Source organism: Pseudomonas izuensis (assembly GCF_009861505.1).
GTDB classification, from domain to species: Bacteria; Pseudomonadota; Gammaproteobacteria; order Pseudomonadales; family Pseudomonadaceae; genus Aquipseudomonas; species Aquipseudomonas izuensis.
Genome location: NZ_WTFT01000037.1, coordinates 119,280 through 145,680, shown reverse-complemented (window position 1 = coordinate 145,680; position 26,401 = coordinate 119,280). Strand labels below are relative to the sequence as shown.

The 26,401-nt window shown below is 60.7% G+C and carries 25 protein-coding genes; 10 read left to right on the top strand and 15 right to left on the bottom strand.

What is annotated here, in order from left to right:
• Positions 1-4,145: beta strand repeat-containing protein (locus tag GPL81_RS25415; protein WP_160108944.1), on the top strand; the 4,145-nt coding region annotated here is incomplete at its 5' end.
• Between the two features lie 135 nt (positions 4,146-4,280).
• Here the strand turns inward: GPL81_RS25415 and lapD are convergent.
• The 4 genes from lapD to GPL81_RS25395 all read right to left on the bottom strand — a co-directional run bounded on the left by lapD (position 4,281) and on the right by GPL81_RS25395 (position 8,128).
• Positions 4,281-6,221: a cyclic di-GMP receptor LapD gene (gene lapD / locus GPL81_RS25410; protein WP_160108943.1), complete on the bottom strand. Its 1,941-nt coding sequence runs from the start codon at positions 6,219-6,221 to the stop codon at positions 4,281-4,283.
• A 21-nt stretch (positions 6,222-6,242) separates the two neighbouring features.
• Positions 6,243-6,950: a cysteine protease LapG gene (gene lapG, locus GPL81_RS25405; protein WP_160108942.1), complete on the bottom strand. Its 708-nt coding sequence runs from the start codon at positions 6,948-6,950 to the stop codon at positions 6,243-6,245.
• Between the two features lie 184 nt (positions 6,951-7,134).
• Positions 7,135-7,530 (bottom strand): YbaN family protein, encoded by a 396-nt coding sequence (locus tag GPL81_RS25400; RefSeq protein WP_160108941.1) that lies wholly within the window; start codon positions 7,528-7,530, stop codon positions 7,135-7,137.
• Positions 7,531-7,540: 10 nt separating this feature from the next.
• The gene (locus GPL81_RS25395) at positions 7,541-8,128 is read right to left on the bottom strand and encodes a UPF0149 family protein (RefSeq protein WP_007975277.1); all 588 of its coding nucleotides are present in this window, start codon (positions 8,126-8,128) and stop codon (positions 7,541-7,543) included.
• Between the two features lie 274 nt (positions 8,129-8,402).
• Between GPL81_RS25395 and recQ the strand changes: the two genes are divergently transcribed.
• From recQ to GPL81_RS25375, 4 genes are all read left to right on the top strand, one after another.
• Positions 8,403-10,529: a DNA helicase RecQ gene (recQ, locus tag GPL81_RS25390; protein WP_096512874.1), complete on the top strand. Its 2,127-nt coding sequence runs from the start codon at positions 8,403-8,405 to the stop codon at positions 10,527-10,529.
• 119 nt (positions 10,530-10,648) lie between these two features.
• Entirely contained in the window at positions 10,649-11,083 is a 435-nt protein-coding gene (locus tag GPL81_RS25385; RefSeq protein ID WP_096512873.1) for a MarR family transcriptional regulator, read from the top strand.
• 128 nt (positions 11,084-11,211) lie between these two features.
• Entirely contained in the window at positions 11,212-12,888 is a 1,677-nt protein-coding gene (locus tag GPL81_RS25380; RefSeq protein WP_160108940.1) for a motility hub landmark protein FimV, read from the top strand.
• Between the two features lie 153 nt (positions 12,889-13,041).
• A complete protein-coding gene (locus GPL81_RS25375) occupies positions 13,042-13,329 on the top strand; it encodes an Rdx family protein (RefSeq protein ID WP_160108939.1) in 288 nt (95 codons plus the stop codon).
• Here GPL81_RS25375 and GPL81_RS25370 read toward each other — a convergent pair.
• Entirely contained in the window at positions 13,323-14,216 is an 894-nt protein-coding gene (locus tag GPL81_RS25370; protein WP_160108938.1) for a DMT family transporter, read from the bottom strand. The genes GPL81_RS25375 and GPL81_RS25370 overlap by 7 nt on opposite strands.
• A gap of 76 nt (positions 14,217-14,292) precedes the next feature.
• Entirely contained in the window at positions 14,293-15,051 is a 759-nt protein-coding gene (locus GPL81_RS25365; protein ID WP_096512870.1) for a helix-turn-helix transcriptional regulator, read from the bottom strand.
• 146 nt (positions 15,052-15,197) lie between these two features.
• Here GPL81_RS25365 and GPL81_RS25360 point away from each other — a divergent pair, with 146 nt between their 5' ends.
• Positions 15,198-16,013 (top strand): UDP-2,3-diacylglucosamine diphosphatase, encoded by an 816-nt coding sequence (locus GPL81_RS25360; protein WP_096512869.1) that lies wholly within the window; start codon positions 15,198-15,200, stop codon positions 16,011-16,013.
• 128 nt (positions 16,014-16,141) lie between these two features.
• Here the strand turns inward: GPL81_RS25360 and GPL81_RS25355 are convergent, their stop codons facing one another.
• Both GPL81_RS25355 and GPL81_RS25350 read right to left on the bottom strand, forming a co-directional pair.
• Positions 16,142-16,732: an HD domain-containing protein gene (locus tag GPL81_RS25355; RefSeq protein ID WP_160108937.1), complete on the bottom strand. Its 591-nt coding sequence runs from the start codon at positions 16,730-16,732 to the stop codon at positions 16,142-16,144.
• Positions 16,733-16,747: 15 nt separating this feature from the next.
• Positions 16,748-17,059 carry an Mpo1-like protein gene (locus GPL81_RS25350; RefSeq protein ID WP_096512867.1) on the bottom strand — a complete coding sequence of 104 codons (312 nt, stop codon included), beginning with the start codon at positions 17,057-17,059 and terminating at the stop codon, positions 16,748-16,750.
• A 160-nt stretch (positions 17,060-17,219) separates the two neighbouring features.
• Here GPL81_RS25350 and GPL81_RS25345 point away from each other — a divergent pair, with 160 nt between their 5' ends.
• Positions 17,220-18,281, top strand: a complete 1,062-nt coding sequence (locus GPL81_RS25345) for an AraC family transcriptional regulator (protein ID WP_218585664.1) — start codon at positions 17,220-17,222, stop codon at positions 18,279-18,281.
• On the opposite strand, the gene GPL81_RS25340 is transcribed toward GPL81_RS25345, so the two are convergent.
• Positions 18,238-19,692: a TrkH family potassium uptake protein gene (locus tag GPL81_RS25340; RefSeq protein ID WP_096512865.1), complete on the bottom strand. Its 1,455-nt coding sequence runs from the start codon at positions 19,690-19,692 to the stop codon at positions 18,238-18,240. The genes GPL81_RS25345 and GPL81_RS25340 overlap by 44 nt on opposite strands.
• Positions 19,693-19,812: 120 nt before the next feature.
• Here GPL81_RS25340 and GPL81_RS25335 point away from each other — a divergent pair, with 120 nt between their 5' ends.
• Complete coding sequence (locus GPL81_RS25335; RefSeq protein WP_096512864.1) at positions 19,813-20,379, top strand: NAD(P)H nitroreductase; 567 nt, start codon at positions 19,813-19,815, stop codon at positions 20,377-20,379.
• A 109-nt stretch (positions 20,380-20,488) separates the two neighbouring features.
• On the opposite strand, the gene GPL81_RS25330 is transcribed toward GPL81_RS25335, so the two are convergent.
• The 6 genes from GPL81_RS25330 to GPL81_RS25305 all read right to left on the bottom strand — a co-directional run bounded on the left by GPL81_RS25330 (position 20,489) and on the right by GPL81_RS25305 (position 24,796).
• Positions 20,489-21,832 carry a sensor histidine kinase gene (locus GPL81_RS25330; protein ID WP_160108936.1) on the bottom strand — a complete coding sequence of 448 codons (1,344 nt, stop codon included), beginning with the start codon at positions 21,830-21,832 and terminating at the stop codon, positions 20,489-20,491.
• A 175-nt stretch (positions 21,833-22,007) separates the two neighbouring features.
• A complete protein-coding gene (locus GPL81_RS25325; protein WP_160108935.1) occupies positions 22,008-22,457 on the bottom strand; it encodes an LTXXQ domain protein in 450 nt (149 codons plus the stop codon).
• 223 nt (positions 22,458-22,680) lie between these two features.
• A complete protein-coding gene (locus tag GPL81_RS25320; protein WP_096512861.1) occupies positions 22,681-23,358 on the bottom strand; it encodes a response regulator transcription factor in 678 nt (225 codons plus the stop codon).
• A 7-nt stretch (positions 23,359-23,365) separates the two neighbouring features.
• A complete protein-coding gene (locus GPL81_RS25315) occupies positions 23,366-23,776 on the bottom strand; it encodes an SH3 domain-containing protein (protein ID WP_160108934.1) in 411 nt (136 codons plus the stop codon).
• Between the two features lie 122 nt (positions 23,777-23,898).
• Positions 23,899-24,198 carry a YciI family protein gene (locus GPL81_RS25310; RefSeq protein WP_160108933.1) on the bottom strand — a complete coding sequence of 100 codons (300 nt, stop codon included), beginning with the start codon at positions 24,196-24,198 and terminating at the stop codon, positions 23,899-23,901.
• Position 24,199: 1 nt separating this feature from the next.
• A complete protein-coding gene (locus GPL81_RS25305; protein WP_160108932.1) occupies positions 24,200-24,796 on the bottom strand; it encodes a septation protein A in 597 nt (198 codons plus the stop codon).
• Between the two features lie 87 nt (positions 24,797-24,883).
• Between GPL81_RS25305 and GPL81_RS25300 the strand changes: the two genes are divergently transcribed.
• Positions 24,884-25,747: a PHP domain-containing protein gene (locus GPL81_RS25300; RefSeq protein WP_160108931.1), complete on the top strand. Its 864-nt coding sequence runs from the start codon at positions 24,884-24,886 to the stop codon at positions 25,745-25,747.
• Positions 25,748-25,760: 13 nt separating this feature from the next.
• A complete protein-coding gene (locus tag GPL81_RS25295; RefSeq protein WP_160108930.1) occupies positions 25,761-26,390 on the top strand; it encodes an L-threonylcarbamoyladenylate synthase in 630 nt (209 codons plus the stop codon).
• Positions 26,391-26,401 lie beyond the last annotated feature (11 nt).

Sequence of the window (26,401 nt, the reverse complement as noted above, 5' to 3'; positions counted from 1 at the left end):
CCTCCCTGGTCGGCAGCGCCACCGGGACGTACGGGCAAATTCACCTCAACCCGAACGGCACCTACACCTACACCCTGACGTCACCACCGAGCACGACGCCCCACGCCAACGACGGCGCCAACGTCACCCATGAAAGCTTCACCTATCAGGCCACCGATTCCCTGGGCAATACCGTCACCAGCACCATCGTGGTGAACATCGTCGATGACGTGCCGACCGCCAAGGCGGATCACGATTCCGTGGTAGAAGGCGGCACCGTCAGTGGCAACGTGCTGGACAACGACATCGGCGGCGCCGACGGTCCGGCCGCCAGCGGCGCGGTGGTCGGTGTGCGCGCCGGCTCGGACACTTCGACCTCGGCCATCGGCGGCTTGAACAGCCAGATCAACGGCACCTACGGTTACCTGACCCTCGATGCCCATGGCAACGCGGTCTATCACAGCAACCCGAACAGCGTGAGCGGCCCCGGGGCGACCGATGTTTTCACCTACACCGTGCGCGATGCCGATGGCGACGAGAGCACCACGACTATCACCATCGACGTGTACAACAGTTGCCTGAAAGCGGTCAGCGACAGCGACGTCACCGTGTACGAAAAAGCCCTCGACCTGAACAAGGACGGCCAGGACCTGGCCGCCGGCAGCGTCACCGGCAGCCAGCCGGGCAGCACCGGCGAAACCGCCAGCGGCAGCCTGGTCGGTTCGGTGACCGGGGCTGTCGGGGCGATCACCTACACCCTGGTCGGCAGCGCCACCGGGACGTACGGGCAAATTCACCTCAACCCGAACGGCACCTACACCTACACCCTGACGTCACCACCGAGCACGACGCCGCACGCCAATGACGGCGCCAACGTCACCCACGAAAGTTTCACCTATCAGGCCACCGATTCCCTGGGCAACACCGTCACCAGCACCATCGTGGTGAACATCGTCGATGACGTGCCGACCGCCAAGGCGGATCACGATTCCGTGGTAGAAGGCGGCACCGTCAGTGGCAACGTGCTGGACAACGACATCGGCGGCGCCGACGGCCCGGCCGCCAGCGGCGCGGTGGTGGGCGTGCGCGCCGGTTCGGACACCTCGACCTCGGCCATCGGTGGCTTGAACAGCCAGATCAACGGCACCTACGGCTACCTGACCCTCGATGCCCACGGCAACGCGGTCTATCACAGCAACCAGAACTCGGTCGGTGCGCCGGGCGCTACCGATACCTTCACTTACACCGTACGCGATGCCGATGGCGACGAGAGCACCACCACTATCACCATCGACGTGTACAACAGCTGCCTGAAAGCCGTCAGCGACAGCGACGTCACCGTGTACGAAAAAGCCCTGGACCTGAGCAAGGACGGTCAGGACCTGGCCGCCGGCAGCGTCACCGGCAGCGAACCGGGCAATACCGGCGAAACCGCCAGCGGCACGCTGGTCGGCTCGGTCACCGGCGCTGTCGGGACGATCACCTACACCCTGGTCGGCAGCGCCACCGGAACGTATGGGCAGATCCTGCTCAACCCCGACGGCACCTACACCTACACCCTGACCTCGGCGCCGAAAACCGCGCCGGGCGCCAACGATGGCCCGAACACTCTGAGCGAAAGTTTTACCTACAAAGCCACCGATGCGCTGGGCAACAGCACCACCAGCACCATCGTGGTGAACATCGTCGATGACGTGCCCAAAGCCGTGGCCTCGGAGCGGTCGGTGTCAGCGGTCGAGATCGACTCCAACCTGCTGCTGATCATTGACGTGTCCGGCAGCATGGCCGACTCATCGGGTGTACCGGGCCTCTCGCGGCTGGAGCTGGCCAAGCAGGCGATCAGTGCATTGCTCGACAAGTACGACGACCTTGGCGATGTCAAAGTGCAGATCGTGACGTTCAGCAGCAACGCCACCGACAAAACCTCGGTATGGGTGGATGTGGCCACGGCCAAGTCGATCATCTCCGGCCTGTCGGCGGGCGGCGGTACCAACTACGACGCGGCGGTGGCTGTGGCGCAAGATGCGTTTAACACCAACGGCAAACTCACAGGGGCACAGAACGTCGGTTATTTCTTCTCCGACGGCAAACCCAACGAAGGCTCCATTGGTGGAGGGGACGAGGCGAACTGGAAAGATTTCCTCACCGAGAATCAGATCAAGAGCTACGCGATCGGCCTGGGCAAAGGCGTCGATAACGCTGCCCTCGATCCGCTGGCCTATGACGGTACCGGCACAGGCACCAATACCAACGCGGTGATCGTCACCGACCTGGGGCAACTCAACTCGGTGCTCTCGGGCACCGTTATCGGCGTGCCTGTCACCGGTTCGTTGCTGGGCGAGGGCGGTTCGTTCGGGGCCGACGGCGGCTTCATCAAAACCATCACCGTCGATGGCACCACTTACACCTATGACCCGAAAGGCAACAGCAACCAGGGTTCGCTGAGCTTCAGCGGCGGTGCCAACCATGGCACCTTCAACACCACCAACAACACGTTGAGCATCGCCACCGACAACAAAGGCACCCTGGTGGTGAACCTCGATACCGGCGAATACAGCTATGTGTCGCAGAAAACCACCTCGGTGGTGCTCACCGAAAACATCGGCTTCACCGTCAGCGACAACGATGGCGATCTCGCCAGTTCGAGCCTGGTAGTCAAAGTCATTCCGAATGCGCCACCGGTGGCCACCGATGATCACATCATTACCAACGTGCTCTCGGGCAACATATCGGTGCCGGGCGAGTTACTGGTGGCCAATGACACCGACCCCAATGGCGATTCGCTCAACGCATCGCCAACCACCTTCACTACGGGCTGGTTGGCCAAGGGCGCGGACTTCACCGGTACCGGTGTGATCAACTTCTCCGGCAGCGGTGTCAAACCGAGCAACCAGAGCCTGGCCGATGTGCGCGGTGCATTCGCGGCCAATACCGCCACGATGACGGCATTGCTGGTGATCAGTGGTTATCTGGGGCCGGTCACCGCGGCCAACACCAACGATGAGGACCGCATCACCGTCAACCTCAAACAGGGCGAAACCCTCAACCTGGACCACAACCTGGCCGCCGGCCATATCACCATGGAGTACTCCATCAACGGCGGCGCCTGGATTGCGCTCGCCGATGGCCAGACCATCACGGCGGCGTCGGACGGCGTGTACCAGATCCACGTCACCAACATCACCAACACCAGCGGCAGCGGCGTCAACAACTCGGAAAACTACCAGCTGACGATGAAACTCGACTATTCCGGGGCGCATGACATCACCCCGGACTACCACGGCACCTACACCGTCAGCGATAGCCATGGCGGCAGCGACAGCGCCAACGTGTCAATCAGCTACCAGGATGGGCACACCCTCACCGGGACCGCCGGCAACGACACGCTGGTGGCGGGCAGCGGCGACAACATCCTCAATGCCGGTGACGGCAACGACATCCTCGTCGCTGGCACCGGCAACAACGAGTTGCACGGCGGTGCCGGCAATGACTTGCTGTTCAGCGGGCCGGGCAATGACCTGCTCGACGGCGGCACCGGCAACGATACCGCCAGCTATGCCCATGCCACGGCTGGTGTCACGGTCAATCTGGGGTTGGCCGGGGCGCAGAATACTTTCGGCGCCGGCACCGACACCCTGACGGGCATCGAGAATCTCGTGGGTTCGAACTACAACGACAACCTGACCGGTGACAACAACAGCAACATCATCACCGGCGGCCTGGGCAACGACGTGCTCAATGGCGGCGGCGGGGACGACTTGCTGATCGGCGGCCTGGGCAACAATACCCTGACCGGCGGCAGCGGTGCGGACACCTTCCAGTGGCTCAAGGGCAACAGCGGCCATGACGTGATCACCGACTTTACGCCGGGCACCGACAAACTCGACCTGTCGCAACTGCTGCAAGGGGAGAACGGCACCGCGGCCTCGCTGGATGACTACCTGCACTTCACCGTCAGTGGCAGCGGCGCGTCACTGGTGACCAGCATCGACGTCAGCGCCATGGCAGGCGCGGCACCGAACCAGACCATCGACCTGGCCGGCGTCAACCTGGCCAGCCATTACGGCGTCACGCCGGGGGCGGGCGGGGTGATTTCCGGTGCAGACTCGGCAACCATCATCAACGGCATGCTTAACGATCATTCGTTGAAGGTGGATACCGTGTGATCTGAAGGCCTGGTTCACACAAATCCCCTGTGGGAGCGAGCCTGCTCGCGAATGCGGACTCAGATTCAACAGTGATGTTGACTGAGCCACCGCTTTCGCGAGCAGGCTCGCTCCCACAGGGTTACATGGAGTTATTCACATCGGCTCCGGCGGTCCAATCAATCTGCCCATCACCCCGAATACCCCCAACGCCTTGATCGTATCCAGCTCTCCCTGGGTCTCGACCATTTCTGCAATCAATGGCAAATCAATGTTGTTGGTGGCCCTGAAGATCGCCTCGATAAACAGGCGTTTATCCTGTTGTTCATCGATATGCCGAATGTAGGCACCATCGATTTTCAGATACGCCAGGCCCAATTGGGTGAGGTTACCGATCTGGCTGAAGCTGCCTCCGAAATGCTGCAGGCCGATGCGATAGCCGGTGTCGAGCAGGCTATGGCTCAATCGCTGCAGTTCCTCGGGAGGCGGCAGTTGGCGTTCATCGATTTCCAGGGTCAGCAACGGTGCCAGTTCCGGCAGTGATTCGAGCATGTCGAGGATCAGTTGCAGCTGCGGCTGATCGCGCAAGGTGCTGCCCGACAGGCTCAGCGCCAACGGCCAACGATTGACGGCGAGGTATTCGAGGGTCGCTTCGAGCATGGCCAGGTCGAAACGTGCGGACCAGCCGAGACGCTCGATCCACGGCAGGAAATGCCCGGCGGCAATTGCGTGGCCCTGCGGATCGAGCAAGCGTGCCAGGACTTTGTGATGCAGCACTTCACTGGTGTCGGCGCATTGCACCACCGGCTGAAAATACAGCAGCAATTGACCTTGGCTCAGGGCGTCGTCGATCCAGCTGCGCCAATCGTATTGGGACGGGGTCGGTGGGGTCTCGAGGTGGCTCAGTTGGACCCACGGTCGCTCGGGGTGTTGTTGGGCCTGGGTCAGCGCCTGATCAAGTCGCATGAGCACCTCGCTGGCCGGTTCACCGGGGTGGTAGGCGACGATACCCAGATGCGCAACTGGCATGCAGTCACTGGCACCGGTCTGACGCAGGTTTTCCAGAGTGGCACTGATTTCGGCGGCGAGGCGTGCGGCGTCCTCGGTACTCAGACCCTGCGTCAGCAGGCTGAATTCACCCCCCCGATTGCGCGCCGCTAGCCAGGTGCGTCGTTCAGGCAGTTGGGTCAAACGCTTGAGCAGTTCGCCGACTGTGCCGATCAACGCATCGGTGCGTTGCCCGCCCAGGCGTTGATTGAGACCGGTCAAGTCATTGATCCGCAACATCAGCAAATGACCATCGCAATGTTGCTCGGCGACCAGCAAGTGGTCTGCCAGTTGTTCATCCAGCAAGCGTCGGTTGGCCAGCCCGGTCAGGCTGTCCTGATAGGATTCGCTGCGCAGCTTCTCACTGCGCGCCGCCTCTTCAGTGAACAACGCCTTGAGCTTCTCGACCATCTGGTTCATTGCCAGCACGACGCGTTTCAATTCCGGTGTGCGGGGCAGTTTCGGCAGGCTCAGGAATTCGCGTTTACTGATGGCTTCTGCCTGTTTGACCAAGGTTTCGAGTGGACGGAGTTGCCGACGCAACAGCCAACCCCCGAACACGGCGCTGAGCAATCCGCACACGATCAGCCAGATCAGGCTGCCGAGGGTACTGTCCCAGAGTTTGGCCAGGGCAAATTGCGGATTACTGAGCACTTCGACCCGTGCCGCCTGTTCCCAGCCGCGCATGATCAACGCGTCACCGCCCTGATGATGCAGATTGACCAGACTGACAAACCAGCCTGGCACGCCCTCGATCCGTGCCGGTGCGTTGCGCTCTACCAGTACCTGTTCACCCTCGACGTCGATGATGCGAATGCTGCTGAAGTAGCCACTGTCAAAAATCGAACTGACCATCAGTTCCATCATCGCCGGATCATCGATCTGCGCGGTCAGCGACAGACCCAGTGCCGTGGCTGCGTCCTGGGCGTGGGAGCGCAACTGGCCGAGCATCTGTTCGCGTGAGCTTTCCAGACTGACAAAAAAGCTGCCGCTGAAGGCCACCAGCAGGAACAGGCATATGGCGAGAAACAATTGATTGCGCAGTTTCATGGATCGCTCCTTGCGGCAGCTTCAACCATCACCTACGGCGAAGCCTTCAGTCTGCATCTTTTGTAATACATCTTGCCAGCGCGACAATTTTTTCGAGTCGCTGCTGCGTTTGCCGCCATTGCTCCCCGGCAGGTACAGGCCCTCGGCGTTGAAGGCGTACACCGGCAGCAGGTCTTTGCGTTGCGAAGCCGGGCGGATGTCGCCGATCAGGTTGTCCAGTACCAGCGGGTCGGCGGTGGGGCTGCTATAGAACGTTAGCACCATGTGCGCCTGGTTCTGGGTCAGCGCCTTGACGTAGGTGATGCGCAGCTTTTCGCTGGGAATCCCGAGATGGCGCAAGCTGAAATATTTCGCCAGGGCGTAGTCCTCGCAGTCGGCGGCACCCTTGCTCAGGGACTCGACGGGTGTGGCCCAGTAATCGGTCTGATGCCAGATGCGCGTGTCGTCCTGAAAACTCAGTTGCTGATTGAAGAAGCGATTGACCGCGTTCAGCTGTTCGCGCTCGGGTGCATTGCGTTCGTCTTGCAGCATTTGACCCCAGGCCTCGATTCGTCCCCGCGCCGGGTCGAGGGTGCCGTAGTGATTTTCGGCGGCTAGCAGGATCTGCGCAAAATCCCAGTCGGCCCAGGCACTGCCAAGCATGCTCAGCAGCAAACCGCTCAGCAGCAGCCAGCCGCCGAACCGAAGCCGGGGCGTTGGCCATCCTGGACTACGCGGACTGCGGGGCATGGCGGGCGGCTCGGGTGCAGATTGGTGAAGTCTAGGTGGTGTTTGGTGTGGGGGAGGGCTGGTCGTCGGCAATTGTGGGAGCGAGCCTGCTCGCGAAGGACGTGAACGATAACGCGTACTGCCTGAATGATCGCGTTGCCAGGGCGTTCTTCGCGAGCAGGCTCGCTCCTACAGGGGGCGGGTATCAGGATTTACGCAGGGTCTTCTGCCGAAGGATGTAAACCGTCACCAACACCGCACTGGTCAGCATGAACCCGCGTGCCCAGGGCATTGGCACCAGATAGCAGGAAAACAGAATGCTCGCCCACATCAAGCCGATGGCGTAGACCTTGCCCTTGAGCGGAATGCCGTTGCCGTCGAGATAGTCGCGAATCCATGGGCCGAGCCGTGGATGATCGACCAGCCATTGATAGAAGCGTGGCGAGCTGCGGGCGAAACAGGCGGCCGCCAGCAACAGGAAAGGCGTGGTGGGCAACACCGGCAGGAAAATCCCGATCACCCCCAGCGCTACGCTCAGCCAGCCGATGGCCAGCAGCACGTAGCGCAACATCAGGGGGCGGTTGCCTATGGGGTTGTCCATAGGCAGGACCTTAGTGGTGACGAGGCTTGAGGATCGCCGGCTTTTCGTCTGGTGCGTTGCACAGCAGGTACAGCGCAGTCAGGGCTTCCGGGATCTGTACGATCATGTCGTCCATCAGGTTGGCGTCGGCGGCAATGTCGGAGAACTCCGGTTGCTCGTCGAACAGGCCCGAACCGACCATGATCGGCAACAGCATTTCGCTCACTTCGTCTTCGGCGGTTTCAAACCAGGCTTCTTCGCGCAGGAACACGCCTTCCATGAAACCGATGCACCAGCCGCGCAGTTCGGAGTCATCGGGGTCGTCGCCCAGATCCAGGTCGCATGGCAGCTCGAACTCTTCGTCCGAAGCCAGTTGACGGGCGATGTGTGCCTTGAGGCCGATCAGCGTGGCTTCGATCTCTTCGCGCTGGGCTTCGCCGCTGTAATGTGGCTCTTCGGCGAACAAAGCGTCGATCCACTCACGATCGGGTACGACTTCGGAACAGATCGACAGGGCGGTGAGGTAGCCGTGGGCGGCCACGTAGTCCAGCGCCTCGTCATGCAGTTCATCGGCGTCGAGGAAGACTTGCAGGCGGGTTAGTTGCTCAGCGAAGGACATTAAAGGACTACCTTGGGGAATATTCGATGCGGGAATTCTAGGCCTTCTTGAGCGCTTGGGCCAGCCGCAAGGCATTTTTGCATCTCAGTGTGTCTTCTCAGCGGCGCCCTTTGCCGGACGGGGCTCGGGTATACTCGCGCGTTTTGTGATGCCCTGCTGGCGTCATGGCTGAAATGTGAAGCGTCATGCAATGCGCACTTACGATTTGTCGGTGCAACATTGCGCGTTCTGCACCAGCCTTGGCAGGGATGTTTCGGTGATTTTTGGAGTTTTTATGCTCGAACAGGCTCAACGCGTCCTCAAGGACATCTTCGGCTACGACAGTTTCCGTGGCCGTCAGGGTGCAATCATTGAGCGCGTGGCCAGTGGCGGCGATGCCCTGGTTCTGATGCCTACCGGTGGCGGCAAATCCCTGTGCTTCCAGGTGCCTGCGCTCTTGCGCGAAGGCCTGGCGGTGGTGGTGTCGCCGCTGATCGCCTTGATGGACGATCAGGTCGCCACCCTCGAAGAGCTCGGCGTGGCCGCCGCTGCATTGAACTCCACCCTCAGCGCCGAGCAACAACGTGATCTGGCGGCCCGCATTCGGCGCGGTGAGGTGAAAATGCTTTACCTTGCGCCGGAACGCCTGGTCCAGCCGCGCATGCTGGCCTTTCTGCAAGGGCTGAACATCGCCCTGTTCGCCATCGACGAAGCACACTGCGTGTCACAGTGGGGCCACGACTTCCGCCCGGAATACCTGCAACTGGGCCAGTTGGCGGAAATGTTTCCCGACGTGCCGCGTATCGCCCTGACCGCAACCGCGGACAAACGTACCCGCGAGGAAATCGTCACTCGTCTGCACCTGCAAAACGCCGAGCGTTTCCTGTCGAGCTTTGACCGGCCGAACATTTTTTACCGCATCGTGCCCAAGGAACAGCCGCGCAAACAGCTGCTGGCGTTCCTCGCCGAGCGGCGCAGCGATGCCGGTATCGTCTATTGCCTGTCGCGCAAAAAAGTCGAGGAAGTCGCTGCATTCCTCACCGAACAGGGCTTCCCGGCGCTGCCGTACCACGCCGGCCTGCCCAACGATTTGCGCGCCTATCATCAGAAGCGCTTCCTCAACGAGGAAGGCCTGATCATGGTTGCCACCGTAGCGTTCGGCATGGGCATCGACAAACCCAACGTACGTTTCGTCGCACACCTGGATTTGCCGAAGTCTCTTGAGGCCTATTACCAGGAAACCGGGCGCGGCGGCCGTGACGGTCTGCCGGCGGATGCCTGGATGGCCTACGGCCTGCAAGATGTGGTGATGCTCAAGCAGATGCTGCAGAACTCCGAGGGTGACGAACGTCACAAGCGCCTGGAACAGCACAAGCTCGACGCGATGCTTTCGTTGTGCGAAGAGACCCGCTGCCGCCGCCAGACCCTGCTGGCCTATTTCGACGAAGACATGCCGCAGCCCTGTGGCCACTGCGACAACTGCATTGATGGCGTGCAGACCTGGGATGCGACCGAGCCAGCACGTCAGGCGTTATCGGCGATCTTCCGCACCGGTCAGCGCTACGGTGTGGGCCATCTGGTGGATGTGCTGCTGGGCAAGGATAACGAAAAGGTACGCAGCTTCGGTCATCAGCACCTGTCGGTATACGGTGTCGGCAAGGCGCTTGGCGAAAGCGAATGGCGCTCGCTGTTCCGCCAGTTGGTGGCCCGTGGCTTGGCCGACGTTGATCATGAGGGCTACGGCGGCCTGCGCCTGAGCGACACGTGCCGGCCGCTGCTCAAGGGGGAAGTGACCCTGGAACTGCGCCGCGACCTCAAGGCGCAAACCACTGTGAAAACCAGCAAGAGCCAGGCCAGCCAGCTGGTGCGTGGCGAAGAGCGCGAACAATGGGAAGCCTTGCGCGCCCTGCGTCGCAAACTCGCCGAAGAGCATGGCGTGCCGCCGTACGTCATCTTCCCTGACTCGACCTTGCTGGAAATGCTGCGCAGCCAACCGACCTCGCTGGCGGAAATGGCCAGGGTCAGCGGAGTCGGCGCCCGCAAGCTGGAACGTTATGGCGAGGCCTTCCTCGAAGTCCTCGGCGGTCAGGTCGAGGCACCGAAGCCGGTGGCCGATGTGCGCCACGAGCTGATCACCCTGGCGCGAGCCGGCATGACACCGATGCAGATCGCCGGCCAGCTGCAATGCTCGGAAAAGAACGTCTACACCATGCTCGCCGAAGCCATTGGCAAGCAGCAGTTGTCCCTGGAACAGGCGCTGGATCTGCCCGAAGACTTGATGGGCGAAGTCCAGGATGCGTTTCTCGATGGAGAGGGTGAATTACCGCCCGTATCGGAGATTTCCGCACTGTTTGCGGGTCGAGTGCCGGAGGGTGTTTTGTACTGTGTCCGGGCGGCACTACAGTCCGAATTCGAGATTTAAGTGACTGGATTCACTGATGTAACGATTCAGTACAGAACAAGCCTTGCCTCAAATCGAGGCTCATGCTTAGCTGACTAATAATTAGTTTTTCTCTATTTCAGTCTAACCATGAGTGTTTTATGCCGTTAACCGAACAACACCGCTTTGGCATGCAACTGGCCCAGATGTCGCGTGGCTGGCGTGCCGAACTGGACCGCCGTCTGGCTGGCCTTGGACTGTCCCAGGCACGCTGGCTGGTGCTGTTGCACCTGGCGCGTTTCGATGAAGCCCCGACCCAACGAGAGCTGGCACAAAGCGTCGGCGTCGAGGGACCTACCCTGGCCCGGCTGCTCGACAGTCTGGAGAGCCAAGGGCTGGTGCAACGTCAATCGGTTCTGGAAGACCGCCGTGCTAAGAAAATTGTCCTGTGCGCTCCGGCGCGCCCTCTGATCGAACAAATTGAAACCATCGCCAACCAACTGCGCCACGAATTGTTCGAAGGCGTCGATGAGGAGGATTTGAAGGTCTGCATGCGGGTTCACGGGCACATTCTGGCGAACCTGGAAAAATCTTGAGGCATAACCCCCGGGCCAGACTTTTGAGATAGCGCTTTTAGCCGACTATAAGAACTACTGCGCGATATCGTGTTCGTACCGGATGTGCGAACACGTGCAAGGTGGTTCTGGTTACCTAAGGGATGCTCATGCTTGAGAGTCGGCTATTCGTTGTACGTTGTTGCGCCAGAGGGTTGCTGGCCGCTGCTGCTGTCACTTGGTCGGCCCTGGCGCCGGCGCTGGGCCTGGGTGAAATCACCCTGCATTCGGCGCTCAATCAGCCGCTGCGCGCCGACATTGCCCTGGTGGATGCCGCCGGTCTGGAGGAGGGCGAACTTTCGGTCAGTCTGGCAACGGCGGACGAATTCAACCGCGCGGGTGTCGAGCGGGTATTTTTCCTCAATGACCTGAAATTCACTCCTAACCTGCGGGGCAACCGCAGCTTGATTCAGGTGACTTCCAACAAACCGGTCAATGAACCCTTTCTGAATTTCCTGGTGCAGCTCAACCAGCCCAATGGCCGCGTGCTGCGAGAGTACACGGTCTTGATCGATCCCCCGGGTACGCCGGGGATTGTGCCCCCCAGTGATGAGCCGCTGGCCAGTCGCCCGGCTTCTGCTTTTCCGAGCGTCCAGCCCACCGTTGCGCCCGCGCCTGCGCCCAGGGAATCGCAGCCAGAACCTGCTGCCGTACCCGCGTCGGACCCTCTTGCCGAACAACTGGCTGCCAGCGCCCTGCAGAACCAGCAATTGCAAGCCACCATTGATGAACTCAATGTGAAGCTTCAGGCTCAGGAAGAGCGGATCGCTGTCGAGAAACAGCAGGTGACCTCGCTGCAAACCCAATTGGCCGAGATCAGGCAAACGCCTGCGGAACCTGTCGCCCCGGTCGCTGTGGCGCCAACGCCTGCCATTGTTGAAACGTCCGGTCCTGACTGGCTGTTGATCGGCGGATTGTTGGTATTGGTGGCGTTGGTATTGCTGGCTGTTTTGGTTCGCCGTCAACGACAGCAGGGGCAGGCAACGTTCGGAGCGGAAGAGGGGCAGCCGTCTCGGCATGAACCACTGCTCAGTCGCGCAGTAGAACCCGTAGCGCACGCGAGTGTGCTGCAACCGGCACACGCTCACCCTGAAGAGACGCCTGCAAACGATGTGATGGAAGTGGTCGCGATCTATCTGACTTACGGCCGTTATGGCGAAGCCGTCAGTCTTTTGCGAGAGGCGATGGTCAAGGAGCCGCAACGCACCGAACTGGGCGTGCAACTGTTGGAGGTGCTGGGCAAGCAAGGTGACGTCGCGGCCTATGAGGCACAAGAAACCAGCCTGCGAAACGCCGGGTTTGATACGCATAAGCTTCAGGGCATACGGGCGCACCATCCGAAGCTGGATCTGGTCGCACCGATCGCCCTCGCCACGACTATCGCACCGCCCATGGTCGCGGCACCTGAAACCATCTCCGGCGACGCGTTTCATTTGAACCTCGATGAGCTGTCGATGGATACGAGCTGGGACCTGGCTGGCCCGTTCGAAGACTCGCCAACCCGACCATCGAGTGAGCCGGTGCTGAGCGAACCCGGGATCGACTGGGAAGTCGAGTCGGTCTCCCAGTCCCTGGGTGACAGCTTTCTAGACGAATTCAGTGAGCCGGCCCCATCGCTGGAGCTTGAACCGGTCGAACCGAGTCATGGTGGCAAACTGGAACGAGCCCAGACCTGCATCGATGACGGCGACCTGGACAGCGCCATTGAACTGCTCAACGAGTTGCTGAAGGAGGGGGATGACCGACTCCAGCAGACCGCCCGCAATTTGTTGGCTGGCATCCGATAACTGTAGGAGCAAAGCTTGCTCGCGAAGCAGGCGCCGCGGAGAGTCTGTCAGACCACTTCATCGTTCATCGCGAGCAAGCTTTGCTCCTACAGATCAAAAGCAGTGAGTGCGGTTATCATGATGGCGCCCTCTGCCTCAGGAATTTCGCCGATCATGACTGCAAGCAAACCCGAAATCGTCATCACCTATTGCACCCAGTGCCAGTGGCTGCTGCGAGCAGCCTGGCTGGCCCAGGAGTTGCTCAGTACGTTTGGCGACGATCTTGGCAAAGTGTCCCTGGTGCCGGGAACCGGTGGGGTTTTTCACATTTTCTGCGACGAGGTGCAGATCTGGGAGCGCAAGGCCGACGGCGGTTTTCCGGAAGCGAAGGTGCTCAAGCAGCGGGTTCGCGACCGGATCGATCCGGACCGCGACCTTGGGCACAACGACCGTACTCAGTGAGATGCCGCTTCAGCGGTAACGGCTTTCTTGCTCGAGCTACTTGAGAGCCTGCTGGATACCACGATCGCGACGATGATCAGCGCGCCGCCGAGCAGCATGCGCAGGGTCGGGTTTTCATCGAACAACACCCAGGCCACGGTGATGCCATAAACCGGCTCCAGGGCGAAGACCACGGCGGCGGTCCGGGCCTTGATCACCGCCAGACTGGCAACGAACAGGCTATGGGCAACGCCGGTGCAAAATACCCCGAGCAGGCCGATCCACAGCCAGTCGATGGGACGCACTTCGCTCAATTGCGGTGCCGCCACCGGCAGCAGGCACAAAGCGACCACCACGTTCTGACACAGCGCCGCCTGCACCGGCGGGATGCGTGCAGAACTGGCGCGGTTGGTCAGCGACAGCAGGGCGAACAGCAAGCCGGAAGCCACCGCCCAGAGCAGGCCGGTGGTGGCGCCACTGGCCAGGTCGAATTCAGGTGTCACCAACACCAGCCCGGCACTGACCAGCGCCACCAGCAGAATTTCATTGGTCCGAATCCGCTCGCGGAAAACCAGCCCTTCGAGGATCACGGTAAAAGCCGGGAAACTGGCAAAGCCCAGGGTCGCGATGGCCACGCCGGCAACCTTTACCGCAATGAAGAAACTGACCCAGTGTCCGGCCAGCAACAAGCCGCTGAGCAACAGGCGGCGCCAATCCACGGCTTCGAGTTTTTGCCAGCGGGTGTTGCTGGCCAATCGCGCAAAGAACGCGAGCGCCAACACCGCGAATGCCGCTCGGCCAAAGACGATGATGGCCGGCGAAGCGGCTGCGAGTTTGCCGAACACGCCAGTGAGGCCGAACATCAGTGCGCCGATATGCAGGGCGCCAAGGGCGGTACGGGGAGTCATGGCAATCCTTGGTAAACGTAATGAACCCGGCCATTTAACCGCGCCCGTTGCCGTTGTGTCTGTCGCCAGACTCGCGTTATTTGTCGCCAGCCTCGCGCCGCAACTTGCCGGGCGATGCACCGAACTCACGCAGCACCGCGGCGGCAAAGGCACTCTGGGAGCTGTAACCGACGCGAGAGGCGATCTCGCCGATGGGCAGGGCAGAGTCGCGCAGCAAGGCCACGGCCTTGTGCAGGCGTCGGCTGCGGATGTAATCCATTGGCGTCTGCCCGCATTCGGCCACGAACCGCGCATGCAAGCGAGCGCTGGAGAGACCGGCGACGCGGGCCAGATCGGCGACTTGCAGCGGGTAGGCGGCGTATTGGTCGATGTGTGCATTCAGCGCAGCATAGGGCAGGCGTCGACCACCCACACTGTCGGGCCTGGCGTTGTTGAGGCTGGCCAGTAACAGCACCGCGCCTTGTTGCGCAATCACCGGGTCATCGACCGGGCTGTTGGCCAGCCAATTGACCAATTGGCTTTGCCCGGCATCCAGTGATAATCGGCCGGCGTTGTCGAGCAGGCGGCGACTGGCCTCGGCATGATCGCCCAGGGACCGGCAAAGCCATTGATCATCGGGCACATCCAGCACCAGGCAACGACTGCCATTGGTGCTGCCGCACGCATGATGAAAACCCGAAGGAACCACCACGAAACTCTGTTGAACCACCTGGCTGCCACGTCCGTCGACTTCGAAATCCAGCGCACCCGACAGCCCGAACACCAGTTGGGCGTGCTCGTGGCTGTGGACGATCAGGTCTTCGGTGTATTGGCGAAGTGTGAGGATCGGTCTCATCGCGGGTCTCATGGCAGGTTTGATGAGTCAGTCGGCAGTCTACACCGACCCGGCGGGCGCGCGCTGTCACAGGACTGACTTGTCGCTGTCATGGGCAATTAACCCGGCTGGCGCAAGCTTGCCAAAACCAGTCTTGAGGGTTATCCATGACCAGCGCCGAGCTCGCCAAACCCAGTCGTAAGCAACGTGTGCGGACCTTGTGGATATCCGACGTGCATTTGGGCACGCGCGATTGCCAGGCGGAGCACTTGTCGCAATTTCTGAAGGGTTATCACGCGGATAAAATCTACCTGGTCGGCGACATCATCGACGGCTGGAAACTGCGCGGCGGCATGTACTGGCCACAGGCGCACACCAATGTGATCCGACGCCTGTTGACCATGAGCAAGCGCGGCACCGAGGTGATCTACGTCACGGGTAATCACGACGAATTCCTGCGCCGCTATTCGAAGCTGATCCTGGGCAACATCCAGTTGGTGGACGAAGCAGTGCATGTTACCGCCGATGGCCGGCATCTGCTGGTGATCCACGGCGATCAGTTCGACGTGATTACCCGCTACCACCGCTGGCTGGCATTTCTCGGCGACTCAGCCTACGAATTCACCCTGACCCTCAATCGCTGGCTCAACCATTGGCGCGCTCGTTATGGCTACGGCTACTGGTCGCTGTCGGCGTACCTCAAGCACAAGGTGAAAACCGCGGTCAGCTTCATCAGCGACTTTGAAGAAGCCATTGCCCATGAATGCGTCAAGCGCGAACTGCATGGCGTTGTGTGCGGGCACATTCACCATGCAGAGATTCGCAAAGTGGGTGGGGTCGATTACCTCAATTGCGGCGATTGGGTGGAGTCGTGCACGGCGTTGATCGAGCATTGGGATGGCACGATCGAGCTGTATCGATTGGCCGATGCTCAGGCGCGGGAGGCGCAGTTGAAGGCGGCGAAGGTCGCAGAGTTGGCTTGAAAGTCGCGGTGTATGGACGGGCCTCTTCGCGAGCAGGCTCGCTCCCACAATGATTTGCGATGCACCGCAGATCCACTGTGGGAGCGAGCCTGCTCGCGATGGACCGCGAAGCGGTCCCACTGGATCTGTCAGGCTGGGGCGTGCTCTTCCATCGCCGCCTTGTAGATCGAGTTCTTCGGCTGCGCAAACAACCGCTCCATCATCGGTTCAAAAAAGCTCAACGGCAGTGTGTCATACGCCGGATCGAACGCCGCCGCATCGTAATTCGCGCAGAACTCGATGGTCGCCTGATACTGCGGATGACCTTTGAATTGCTCGCGCAAGTGCCGGTCCATGCCCAGGTGATGGAAAAAATAGTAGCCCTGGAAGATCCCGTGCTTTTCCACCATCCACAAATTCTCGGCGCTGACGAAAGGCTTGAGAATCGCCGCCGCGATGTCCGGGTGATTGTAGGAGCCCAGAGTGTCGCCGATATCATGGAGCAGGGCGCAGATGACGTATTCTTCATCGCGGCCATCACGCCAGGCGCGGGTGGCGGTTTGCAGGGAGTGGGTCAGGCGATCCACTGGAAAACCACCGAAATCACCTTCCAGCAGCTTCAGGTGTGCCACGATCCGGGTCGGCAATTGCCGGGCGTAGGCACTGAAATCCGCGGCGATGATCGCCCAGTCTTCCTGTGTGCCATCTTTCATGTGGGTGAAACGGGCGTTGGCATTCATCGGCAATCCTCTTGTCTAGAACGATACGCGTCCCAGAATCATGTCCCGATACATGACGAAATCGCCAAGCAGGCTGTAGAAGGGATGCTGGAAGGTCGCAGGACGGTTCTTTTCAAAGAAGAAATGCCCGACCCAGGCGAAGCTGTAACCCGCCAGCGGCAAGGCCCACAACAGCATCCAGGCGCCTCGGCCGATGGTCAGCGCCAAAATGAAAATGACCAGTGTGGTGCCGATGAAGTGTAATCGGCGGCAGGTACTGTTGCTGTGTTCGCTGAGGTAATACGGGTAGAACTCGGCGAAGCTGTTGAACCGTCTGATGTTTTCCACGACTGCGATCTCTGTGGTTATTGTTCTGACTGCAAGTTGTTCGGCGGGTAGCTTATTTAAGTCTAGAGTGATCAATGGCGGCAGCCAGTGACAATCGGCGCCACTTTAGTATCCTTCGGAAATTGGCCGTGATTGGCGGCTCATCATGTAAGAACCCGACATGAGCGAACGAACGACTTCTGCAAGCTGGGCGATGGGGATTGTCAAGGCACTGGAAATGGACGGCCTGGATTGCCGGGTTCTGTTCAAGCAACTGGGGCTCGACTACGCGGCACTGGAAGATCCGGATGCACGCTTCCCGCAAGATTCCATGACACGACTGTGGCAGCGTGCGGTCGAGCTGTCCGGTAACCCGGCGATTGGCCTGAACATGGGCAAGGTGGTGCGACCTGCGCAGTTTCATGTGGCGGGTTACGCATTGATGTCCAGCCAGACCTTGGCCGAGGGCTTTCAGCGTCTGGTGCGGTACCAGCGGATCATTGCCGAAAGCGCCGACCTGAGTTTCCGGCTGCTGGATGAGGGCTACGGGCTGATTCTGACGGTGCACGGCGATCATCTGCCGCCGACCCGGCAAAGCGCCGAAGCGTCACTGGCCTGCGCCCTGGCGCTGTGCGGCTGGTTGACCGGACGCACACTGCAGCCGCGCAAGGTGCTGGTGCAGGGTGACCAACCCGTCAATCTCGAACCCTACAAACAAGCCTTCCATGCGCCGTTGGTGTTCAATGCGCCTTACGATGCGTTGATTTTCGAACGCGCCGACATGGAAGCACCGCTACCGACCGCCAACGAGGCCATGGCGCTGCTGCATGACCGGTTCGCCGGCGAGTACCTGGCGCGGTTTTCCGAGAGTCGTGTGACCCACAAGGCACGCCAGGTGCTGTGCCGTTTGTTGCCCCAGGGCGAACCCAAACGCGATGCGGTGGCGCAGACACTGCACTTGTCCCAACGCACGTTGCAGCGACGCTTGCAGGAAGAGGGCACGAGTTTTCAGACGCTGCTCGACGACACCCGGCGAGAGCTGGCCGAGCAGTACCTGGCGCAACCGACCATGACCCTGCTGGAGATTGCCTACCTGCTGGGGTTCGCCGATCCGAGCAACTTCTTCCGCGCCTTCCGTCGCTGGTTCGACACCACGCCCGGTGAGTACCGTTCGCGGCTGATGCAAGTGCCAGTGCCGGTCAGTGACGCCAGAACGCCGGTATACACAGCACAAACACCGTAATGATCTCCAGTCGGCCCAGCAGCATGCCGAACGAAAGAATCCACTTGGCGGCGTCCGGCAGCGAGGCGAAGTTGCCGGCCGGGCCAATGGTTTCACCCAAGCCGGGGCCGACACCGGATACGGTGCTGGCCGCGCCGGTAAGGGCGGTCATCCAGTCCACGCCGAGCAGCGATAACAGCAGCGCGATCACGCAGATGGTGATGGCGAAGAAGAACGAAAAAGTCAGGATCGAACGCACAATCTCTTCATCGAGGCGGTGACCGTTGTACTTCTGCTTGATCACCGCGCGGGGGTGAATCAACTGGTTAAGGTTGGCCTTGAGCAGGATGTAGGCCACCTGGAAGCGAAAAATCTTGATCCCGCCGGCGGTCGAGCCCGAACAGCCGCCAACGAAGCCCAGATAGAAGAACAGCATCAGCGAGAAATTGCCCCACAGGCTGTAGTCCCCCAGGGCGAAACCGGTCGTGGTCACCACCGATGTCACGTTCAGCGCCACATGCCGCAGCGCGTCCAGCCAATGCAGTTGGGTGGTCCACCAGTACCAGGTGCCGAGGACCAGCCAAGTCACCAGCAACATGCCGAGCAGGCCTTGAACCTGCTCATCCTTGATCAGCGCCCGGCGGTTGCCGCGCAGGGTCGCCACGTACAGGGTGAACGGCAGGCTGCCGAGAATCATGATGACAACGGCCACCCAGTGCACGGCCGGTTGCGTCCACTTTGCCAGCGACTGGTCCGAGGTGGAGAACCCACCGGTGGAAATCGCCGACATTGCATGGTTGATCGCGTCGAACGGACTCATCCCAGCCCACCAGAACGCCAGGCTGCCGAGGATAGTGATGCCGACGTAGGCCGCCACGATCAGCCGCGCCACCATATGCGAACGGGGCATGACTTTTTCGGAGCGGTCCGACGATTCGGTCTGAAACAGCCGCATGCCACCAATGCGCAGCAGCGGCAGGATCGCCACCGCCATGCCGATGAAGCCGATGCCGCCGATCCAGTGCAGCAACGAGCGCCACATCAGGATGCCGGGAGACATGTCATCGAGGTGGTTCAGCACGGTCGAACCCGTGGCGGTGATGCCGGACATGCTTTCGAAGAACGAGTCGGTGTAGCTGATGTGTTGGGTCAACAAAAACGGCAGCGCGGCGAAGATGCACACCACCAGCCAGCTACTGACGGTCAGCAGGTACATGTCCCGTGGCCGCAAATGGATATGCTCGGGGCGCCCCGGAATGATCAGGGCCAGGCCGGCGACAAAGGTGATCATACTGGCCCAGAGAAACGACGGCAGGTCGCCGGTGCGATCGAAGATCACCAGCGTGGCCATGGGTACGACCATGGCGATGGCCAGCGTTATCAGGAAGATGCCGATGATGAAACCAATGAGACGCAGGGTCGGCAACGCCATGAATTCCGCTCGGCTGAAATAAGAAAGGCGCCATTCTACCTGCGGGGCAGGGCATGTAAACCGGCACTCCGGTAGTACTTGCAGCTAGAATAGCCGCACATTTTTTTCAGGAGGTGGCCGATGCAGGCTCTCGACGTTTTGCTCAACCGTGTTTCCGTTCCACGCCTGGTCGAGCCGGCACCTACCCAAGAACAGCGCGAAGTGCTGTTTGGCGCCGCCATGCGTGCACCGGATCACGGTCATTTGCAGCCGTGGCGTTTTCTGACGGTCGAAGGCGCGGCGCGCGAGCAAATGGGCGAGTTGTTGGCCGAAGCGGCGAAGCTGCAGGATGGCGAAGTCACTGAAGCGGCCATTGACAAGGCGCGCAACGGCCCCCTGCGCGCGCCGTTGGTGGTCGTGGTGATTGCCCGGTTGCAGGATCACGTCAAATATCCGAAATCCGAGCAGCTGCTCGCGGCTGGATGTGCGGCGCACGGCATCTTGCTGGCGGCCTATGCACAAGGCATTGGCGCAGTGTGGCGTACCGGTGACCTGGCCTATTCGCCGCATGTGGCCAAAGGGTTGGGACTGGCCGAGGGGGAAGAGGTGATTGCGTTTCTGTACCTTGGCACGCCGCTGAAGGAGCCGCGCGTGGCGGAGAAGGTGGATTTGGCTGAGTTCGTCAGCGCCTGGCCTGGTAAAGCCTGACGCCATCATTCCCCTGTGGGAGCGAGCCTGCTCGCGAAAGCGCCGTGTCAGTCGCCATATGCATTGACTGATAAGCCGTCTTCGCGAGCAGGCTCGCTCCCACAAGGGATCAGGGTTGGGGAATGGCCCCTGGCACCAACGGCAATTCCAGGCTGGCAATGAATCCGCCCTCCGGATGATTGGCCAGCACCAGACTCCCGCCGTGCCGCTCCGCCGCGCGGCGGGCAATGGCCAGCCCCAGGCCGTGTCCAGCCGCGGTCTGCCCTGGCGCCCGGTAGAACGGCTCGCCGAGCTGATTCAAATGTTCAGTATCAACGCCCGGGCCATGGTCACGTACGGTCACTACAATCCGCTCGCCCTGGCGCAGCGCCTGCATTTCAATCGGTTGCCCGCCCACCGGATTGAAGCGCTGGGCATTACGCAGCAGGTTATCCACGGCGCGCTCGATCATGGTCGGCCACCCCCTGAGGTTCAGTTGCGGCTCGGCCTCAAGTTGAACATTCTGCTCCGGTGATCCCAGCTGTGCATCCCGTTGCAGCGTCGTGAGCAGCGCGTTCAGGTCTACCTCTTCGGCGCTGGCGTTGTCGGCATCGACCCGCGCCAGTACCAGGATTTCACTGATCAGTGCTTCAAGCCGGTCACACTCCCGGGTAAGGCGCGGCCAGAGTTTTTGCCGTTCATCCGGCGTGGCCCGTTCCGCCAGGGCCAGCGCAATACGCAGGCGGGCAAGGGGCGAGCGCAGTTCGTGGGAGACGTCCCGCAACAGTTGTCGCTGGCTGCCGATCAGGCTCTGCAGACGCGCGCCCATGCGGTTGAAATCGTTAGCCAGCACGCCGAATTCGTCTCGACGATTGGCCAGTTTAACCAGGCTGTTCTGTTGGTAAGTGGTTTGCCCCAGATCATGCACTGCACCGCGCAAGCGACTGAGAGGGCGGGTGATGGAAAAGGTCACCAGCAAGCTGAACAGGGTCAGCACCACTAGCGCGATGCCCAGTGCACTCAGTGGCCAGAGCAGGCTTTCGCGATGCCAGGCATCGAGTTCCGGGTGGGGGATGCGATAGATCAACAGGTAGGTGTCGCCGGTCTTTTCACTGGTGTATTCAACGGTCAGACGACGCCATGGCAGGCGCCGGTCATCATTGTTCTGGCGCGCTTCGAAAGCCGCCGCGCGTCGCGGAAAGGTGCCGTGTACCACCGGGTCGCCACTCTCGTTGAGTACCTGAACGTCGATGTGATATTGGCGTTTGCGCTGTTCCAGAATGTCCTGGGCTGCTTCTTCACCCTCGGATTCGTAGGTTTGCGTCCATTGCTCGGCCAAGGTGTTGAGGCCGGGGTGGCGACTGAGAATCCACGCATCCTGGTTGAGCATGTGGCCGAGCAAAATGGACAGGCCTGCAACCAGAGCGATGGCCAGCCAGAAACTGGCCAGGATACGCCAGAACAATGAGCGCACAGAAAATCCTCAAGCAAACACAAATCCATGTGGGAGCGAGCCTGCTCGCGAAGAGGGCGTGACAGACGACATCACTTCTGCCTGACATACCGCCTTCGCGAGCAGGCTCGCTCCCACATTAGATCAAAAGTTTCAGACCCAACGGTGTTCAGCCGCTGGGCTAGGGGTTAGATCATTATTGCGCTTTTTGCGCCTGTTGCGCTTTCCAAGCCTTGAACTCCGCCCATTCAGCGCGACGCTCAGCTTGTTTTTTCTGGATCTCGTCGAATTTCTTCTGTTGATCCGGCTTCAGCAGGGCACGCACATCGGCTTCGGCTTTTTTGTGGTTGGCCGCCATTTCGTCTTTCATCGCTTTTTGGTCGGCTGGCGAGAGTTTCTCCAGGTATTTTTCGACCACTTGCTTACGCTCATGCATCTGCTCGCCCATGATTTTACGGATCTGCTCGCGCTGTTCGCGGCTCAGGTCCAGCTGGCTGTACGGGCCTTTGCCGTGCATGCCGTGCATCTGACCGCCGTGGTGCGAGCCGTCCATCGGGCCACCCATGGACCCGGCGCCTTCAGGCATGGCCATGGCTACGGTCGGCAGGGCGGCGGCGAACATCAGAGCGATAAGAGTCTTGCGCATGGTGAATCTCCTTGTCTCATTCCCGGTACGTTCCGGATGAGTACAGATTACGGAGATCAAGGTCAGCGGCGGTCAGCGGAGCGTAAAGCTTGGGTAAAGATGAATTTGTGCCTTCCTGACAAACCCTTGGTCAGGCCTCGTAGGAGCCGGCTTGCTGGCGAAATTGGCGACGCGGTATGTCTGTCACACCGCTTTCGCTCACAAGCCAGCACCTACAGGAGGGTTAGAGGCTGTAGTAATAGCCGCGGCTGCGCAGGGCCACGATGCGCGGACGGCCATCGGGATGCGGGCCGATTTTCTTGCGCAGGTTGCTCACGTGCATGTCGAGGCTGCGGTCGTACAGCGTCAGCTTGCGGCCGAGCGCTATTTGCGCCAGTTCCTGTTTGTCCAGTGGCTCGCCAGGTTGCTTGAGCAGGGCTTCCAGCAACCGGCTTTCGGAAACGGTGAGGGAGAATTCCTGTTCATCGATGCTGACCACGCCGCGTACCGGGCTGAAGCACAGGTCGCCCAGCTCCATCTGGCTGGATGTCGCCGCCGGATGACTGCGGCGCAACACGGCGCGCAGGCGGGCTGTCAGTTCCCGGGGGTCGCAGGGCTTGGCCAGGTAATCGTCGGCACCCAGTTCCAGGCCGAGGATGCGGTCCAGTGGTTCGCCCCGGGCCGAAAGCATCAGCACCGGCAGGTCCGGATGATCACTGCGCAACTGCTTGAGCAGTTCCAGGCCGCTGCCGTCCGGCAACATCACATCCAGCACCACGGCTGCCGGGGAGGACTCAGCCAGCGCACGACGGGCACTCTGGCCATCGTGACAGGCACGCACCTGAAAGCCTTCCTGGCTCAGCCAACTGCTCAGAAGCTCACACAGCTCCTGGTCATCATCAATCAGTAACAACTCGCTCATGACTCACTCAATTTAGCCATTGCCGACGTTTTCGACTTGCGCCACTGGCGAAGATACCGCAGAGCAGGGCCAATAGCGCAACTCCGGCGCCGATGACGAACCACTGTTGCTGATCGGTCAGCAAGCGTGGAATCGAACTGCCGGCCTGGGTTTCCCTGAGTTGCAGCTTCAGACGCTGGTTCTCCTGGCGCAACCGCGCCAATTGGGCACTCTCGCGTTCACCATCGGTATTTTGCAATTGTTTGCTCAATTCTTCCCGTTGCCGCTCGCTTTCTTTCAAGCGCTGCTGCAACTCGTTGATCTGGCTACCGGCGCTCAAGGACAGCGGCGTAGATGCGCCCTGGGCATTTTCTTCACCGTGGGCGGGGGCCACGATCGACAACGTGACCAACATCAGACACAACGGACCTATGCGCATCGCGACTCCTGGTTCCAATACGAGTATTGGGCAGGTTGTCGGCCGGCAAACGAGAATAATGAGCGATTGAGAGCGCGATGAACCGACAAGGTTCATCGCGTGGGGGCATTGCGAGAAGAAAATTACGGCAGGACTTGCTTGAACGGCTTGACCGAAACGTTGGCGTAGACGCCGGCAGCGATGTACGGATCGGCATCCGCCCAAGCCTGGGCGGCGATCAGGGAGTCGAATTCGGCGACGATCAGGCTGCCGGTGAAACCCGCTGCGCCCGGATCATTGCTGTCGACCGCCGGGTGCGGGCCCGCCAGAACAATGCGACCTTCGCCCTTGAGCACTTGCAGGCGCTCAAGGTGTGCAGGCCGTGCGGCCAGGCGGGCTTCCAGGGAGTTGGCGACGTCTGTGGCAATGATTGCGTAAAGCATGTCAGTCCTCGGTTTTAGGCGATGTGGTATCGGCGTCATGCAGGTGGCGGGACAGGTAGATGCCCTGGCCGACCAGGAACAGCAACGTCATGCCCAGGCTGCCGAAGACCTTGAAGTCGACCCAGTAGCTCTGGAAGGTGAACGCGACGAACAGGTTGGCGGCCCCGCAAAACAGGAAAAAGACGATCCAGGCGATGTTCAGGCGGGTCCAGATCACATCCGGCAGTGTCAGCGCGTGGCCCATGATGCGTTTGATCAGCAACTGATCCCCGATGAAGTGGCTGCCGATGAAGGCAAGGGCAAACAGCCAGTTGACCACCGGGGCTTTCCATTTCAGGAAGGTCTCGCTGTGGAAGGCCAGGGTCAGGCTACCGAAGACCAGGCAGGCGATGAGCGTCAGCCACTGGCTCTTCTCCAGCTTGCGCTGTTTGATGAACAGCGTGCCGTAGACCACCAGCGAACTGATGATCAGCATCGCGGTGGCGCTGTAAATACCGCCTACAGTTACCTCGTGGCCGGCGATGTCGACGACCCGTGGATCGATCTTGAAGACGATGAAAAACAGCAGGAGCGGGATGAAATCGATGAATTGTTTCACAGTGGCAGCCAGAAGCAGGATGTGGCGGCATAATAACAAACATATGGGCGCGCGATAGCGCCAGCTGATTTGAGGTTACAAAGCCCTGTGAATGTTGATTTGCACTGCCATAGCACGGCCTCCGATGGCGCCCTGGCGCCTAAGGTTCTGGTTGCGCGTGCGTTCGAGAAAGGCGTGCGAGTCCTGGCCTTGACCGATCACGACACCCTGGAGGGGCTCGACGAGGCACGCCACGCAGCAGATGCGTTGGGGATGCAACTGGTCAATGGCGTCGAATTGTCCTGTACCTGGGGCGGCGCGACCATTCATGTGCTCGGCTACGGTTTCGACGTCAATGCCGCGCCATTGGTCGAGGCAATTGCCAAATTGCACGACGGCCGCTGGCTACGGTCCGAGGAAATAAGTCGCAAGCTGGCGCTCAAGGGCATGCCCGGCGCACTGGACGGTGCCCGGGAAATCCAGCAGGAGCTGGGTGACAGCGGCAATGCGCCGGCCCGGCCGCACTTTGCCGACTGGATGGTGCGCGAGGGTTTCGTCAAGGATCGCGCCGAAGCGTTTCGCAAATGGTTGGGTGCCGGCAAGCTGGGGGACGTCAAGCAACACTGGCCGACCCTGGAAGAAACGGTCGAAACCCTGCGCGCGGCCAAGGCCTGGGTCAGTCTGGCGCACCCCTGGCACTATGATTTCACCCGCAGCAAGCGTCGCCGCCTGATTGCCGACTATATTCAAGCAGGGGGCCACGCGATCGAGGTGGTCAATGGCCATCAGCCTGCCGAGCAAGTGGGCAGCCTGGCCATTCTGGCCCGCGAATTCGGTCTGCTGGTCAGCGCCGGCAGTGATTTTCATGGCCCTGGAGGCTGGTCCGAGATCGGTGAATACCGCCCGCTCCCGGACGATCTGCCACCACTGTGGTGTCGGTTCAAACATGACCCAATTATTGCCGTCGTCTGAACAGGTAGAGAATGTGAGTCAATTTTTCCAGATTCATCCGGAAAACCCGCAAGCGCGCCTGATCAAACAGGCTGTCGAGATCATCCGCAACGGCGGGGTGGTGATTTATCCCACAGACTCCTCCTACGCAATCGGTTGCCAGATCGGCGACAAGGTCGCCGTGGAGCGCGTTCGACGCCTGCGTCAGCTCGATGAAAAGCACAACTTCGCGCTGATCTGTAGCGATCTGTCACAGCTGGGCCTGTTTGCCAAGATCGACACCGGCACCTTCCGCATTCTCAAGGCTCATCTGCCCGGACCCTACACCTTCATTCTCAACGCCACCCGCGAAGTCCCGCGGCTGCTGTTGCACCCGAAAAAACGCACCATCGGCCTGCGGGTGCCGAGCAACCCGATCGCCCTGGCCTTGCTGGCCGAGTTGGGTGAACCGCTGATGAGCGTGAGCCTGATCATGCCCGGCGACGAAGATCCGCTCACCGATCCCTATGAAATGCGCCAGTTGCTCGAACATCAGGTCGACCTGATCATCGACGGCGGGTTCGGTGGCATCAAGGCCTCCACCGTGATCAGCCTCGCCGACGGCGAGCCGGAAGTGATCCGCGCTGGCTGCGGCGACCCTGCGCCGTTCATGGCCGAGGCCTAGATGTCCGCAGT